This window comes from Oleiphilus sp. HI0117, assembly GCF_001635235.1.
The window spans coordinates 1-3,935 of record NZ_LWGA01000976.1; the positions used below are offsets into that span (position 1 = coordinate 1).

At 41.9% G+C, this 3,935-nt stretch carries 4 protein-coding genes; all 4 read right to left on the reverse strand.

What is annotated here, in order from left to right:
* A partial coding sequence (locus tag A3757_RS17500) for a hypothetical protein (protein ID WP_156506389.1) occupies nucleotides 1-1,171 on the reverse strand: 1,171 nt, incomplete at its 3' end.
* Nucleotides 1,172-1,173: 2 nt separating this feature from the next.
* Nucleotides 1,174-1,917, reverse strand: a complete 744-nt coding sequence (locus A3757_RS17505) for a hypothetical protein (RefSeq protein WP_082865218.1) — start codon at nucleotides 1,915-1,917, stop codon at nucleotides 1,174-1,176.
* Complete coding sequence (locus A3757_RS17510; protein ID WP_068567151.1) at nucleotides 1,918-3,441, reverse strand: XrtA system polysaccharide chain length determinant; 1,524 nt, start codon at nucleotides 3,439-3,441, stop codon at nucleotides 1,918-1,920.
* A 6-nt stretch (nucleotides 3,442-3,447) separates the two neighbouring features.
* Nucleotides 3,448-3,935, reverse strand: a 488-nt coding sequence (locus tag A3757_RS17515) for an XrtA/PEP-CTERM system exopolysaccharide export protein (RefSeq protein ID WP_068740010.1), incomplete at its 5' end; no start/stop codon positions are given.

A 3,935-nucleotide genomic window follows, 5' to 3' on the forward strand; every position in this document is an offset into this window, starting at 1 on the left:
CACTAATATCTGGCGAAAATTGATAGTTCCCGTTTATTTGGTAAGTTAGGAGTTCCTCTTCGCCAAGCTCTTCTCGCCCAAGATATTTGGTCTTTACTAACTGCAAACTAGCACCAGTCGAGAAGCCTGGGAAAACCTCTTTCTCAAGAGCAAACAGTCCATTTAGAACTTTTTCGTCACTATTTTGAACAGAATAATCTTCATAATCCCAAGCCAAGGCCAAGCTATAGCCATATACCCCTAACTCTCGATCAATACTTAACCCTGCCGAGCGACGCCTTACAATATCATTCCCCTGCACAACAAACTGGTTAGGGGCACCAGGATTCACCGCAAAGCCAATCGATGAATCTGAAATGTCTTCAAAAAAGTTAATCGTCACATCATGCAGCCATAGTTTTTCCCGAACGAATGAAAGGTTCACAAAGTTCGACTCAGTTTCTGCGTTCGCCTCGGGAACCAAGTGTGTGCGTCCTACACTAATACTAGCAACCCCATCAACAAACTGGCGTGACACACCAACTCCTAGCTGTATACGATCATACTTTTCGCCACCATCAGCATCCAGCATCACTTCGTATGCTCCGGTCCAATTCATCGAAGTTATAGAGCTGATTTGATGTGTAACGACCACGGACAATTCAGCCCGCTTTGTATCAGCCGTACCTCTTTGAGAGTTCTCTGCGATAATATAGCTACTCCCTCCTACTAACATCATTGTCGGTGACATGACATATAATATACTCGGTCCGGAAGATAGCGTATCACGATACCCAAGATTATCGGACCGGACCTCTTCTAAAGGATCATTCAGCGTTTGGCTACGAGTAAAAGACGTTTGCCAGCTTAAAAATTCTTCGACAACATCAAAATTCAACAAACCCAACCCTGTACTTAATGTCGTTTCCCCCTCGTACGCATTACCGTAATAATGATCTTTTTCCAGAGTGAAACTAGCATTCGTCTGAAAGGTTTTTCTTTCCTCAATGGCGCTACCCGATAACGAAATAGTTTGATGTGTATCAGAGTTCGTGTCATCCGCACTAAGACTGATATTAGTTGAAAACTCCGCATTGCTTGATAACACAGCAGAGTATTCTATGGCTGCAACTGGAAGAGATAAGCAGGCAGTGATTATAATACTAACAAAAGCGCGATGATCAATCATCATGATCAATTATTGTAAACCAGGCCAGCAAGCTTATCTTTACCAATAACACTAATTGCCGCCTCCACCTGCTCTGCCGTTGCCCGCCCATGCGGTACAACCAATACAACCATATCCGCAATTTCAGTGAGAATCCTAGCTTCCGATGACTCTGTTACCGGAGGTGCATCAATAAAAATGTAGCGATCAGAGTATCGAGAGCGAATTTCATCGACAAAGCGCTGCATTTTATCAGAAGAAAAGTACTCTGCCGCCCCTTCACTGTTGTCACCTATCGGTACGACACGCAATCGAGGCACACCCGTAGCATAAACAACATCTTTGATATCGAAATTAGCATGACTTAAGTAGTCCGTTATACCAACCCCTGCCTCACCAATAATTAACTGCTCAAGGCTAGGCGCATATAAATTAGCGTCAATAAGTAAACTTGTCTTGGCTTTATCAAGCGCGAAAACACTTGCCAAGTTCATCGAAACATAACTCGCTCCTCCCTGATGACTAATGGAGGTTACCATGCAAACAAAATTCTTTTTGTTGCTTTTTTTCATTAGCTGGGTGCGCAGCTCTCTAAATATATTCAGCACTCTAATATTTGTGCGCTGCCCACTAATTAGCTTCAGTTGCTCCAGCTCCTCAACTGAAAACCGATCAACCTCTCCCATTCGACCAATTTCTGGGGAATCTTTAGAGGGCAAATTATCTAACCCATGCACATTAGAGCGTTCACCATGAGAAATATCACTCATTTAAATCATTCCTACTTTTGCAGCAAATGCCAGGCCAACATAAGCCCCCATAATTAAAATGGAAAGCACCACACATATTATCATATCCACTCTAACTACACGCTTGGTAAAAGATGTCTTAATATGTGGTATAACTGCCAATGTAGCTACATCAAACTCATGCAACTTTTCGGGAAACCGAATTCTCTGATCAACAAATATATAGACAACAGCTAAACCAATAATAGCTAAGAATCCGGCAATAGGCCCTAATAATACAAAATGAAGAAAACGTAAGCCCACAGGGTTTAACGGCGGCAATGCTGGCTCTTGAATTCGATAGGTAACTCCTTGTCCCTCTACATTCAAGGTCATCGACAAACGAGCCTTTTCTTTTCGCTCTAACATGTCTTCATAAATTCGTTTGGTAACCGTGTAGTCACGAGTAAGCTCAGCTTCCTCTGCCCCGCGCTCTGCGATACGTTTGCGACGCTCAAACTCTTTATCCATCAAACCCTGCAAAGCACTCAAGCGCTTTTCTTTGGTCTGCATCCGTGTTATCGCATTTGAGAGACGGCTTCTCAACTCCTGATATAGAGGGTTAAGCACGGCATCTTGCTCCCCTTTAGCTTGTCCTCCATCGATCCGTTTATTCTCATCAGACTCTTTCATTGCTCGTCTAATATCGTCTATCTGATACGTTAAACTCACTACGTCTGGGTAATCTTCCGTATAAGTGAGAAGCAAATTATTCCGAGTAGTCTCTAAAGACTTAAGCCGCTCACCATAAACATCAGCAGTATATTTTTGCGAAGAGAATTCCGATTCATTATTTAACTGCTTTTTTGTTGCAGTTATCGAGGTCTTATCCTCATCAATCGAAATTTTAAGCTCTTCAATTTGTGAACGAATTCGACTAATACTAGAATCGACGTCCCCATCCCTTCCGTCAAAATTTTGAGACCTAAAATTTTTCAAGCGCTCTTCGGCCAAAAGTAGCTGATCTTTATATTGCTTTACTTGATTATCAATAAATAAAAATGCTTCACGACTCTCTGTCCGCTGCTCATCAGTGCTCGCTCTAATGAAAACATCTACCACCTCATTGATAACGCGATATGACTCTTCCGCAGTTGTATCTGAGTAGCTTATCTTTATATAACCAGCACCAAGCCCTTTTATAAGCACCTTTTCTCTTAAGCTATTAATTGCCTGCCCCAACTCCTCCGCCGACTCAAAACCTTGCACACCATACAAGTTATCAACCACCTGTTTCAAAATACGAGGTGAGTGAATTGTATCTTTTACTATCTTCGTGTGATTCTGCACTTTTGACTGCGCCGCCTGATCATCAAGCAAAGGCTTTAGTATATTCTGATTATCTGCAAATATTGTTGCCGACGTCTGAAATTTGGACGGCCAAACCATCCCTACAAAAAGAACAGTAAAACTAATAAGAGCAAAACCTAAAAGGCACCAGAACTTTCTTTGCCATAGTTCCCGGAAAATCACATCGATATAGCGAATTAACAGCGCAAAATCCATATTCGTCTAAAACCCTCTCTCTGGAACGGTAATAATATCCTGAGGATAAAGCGTATAGTTAGAATCTAAAATTCCCTTTTCTAATATATCATTCAGGTAAATAGGGTAAACCTTGGCACCCTCAGCAGTTTGGCGATAAAGTTTTGAATTATCAGAATCAGCAAAAACACTCACCCCACCAGCCTCTAAAACTACATCCAGCACTGTAATCCCTTTACGATAAGGAATTGACTGTTGCTCCTGAACAGCACCCGTCACACGAATTCTATGAATAAAATCCGCACTCGTTGGGTTGGAGACAATCACCGTTACTTTAGGGTTTCGAATATAACTATTCAGTTTGTCTTCAATAGTTTTAGACAACTGACTTGTAGACACACCATCAACAACAATATCACCAGCTAAAGGTACCGATATTTTTCCATCAGGACGAACCAGTACGTCTACAGATAAATCTGGATTACGCCACACACGCACTTGAACAGCGTCTCCAA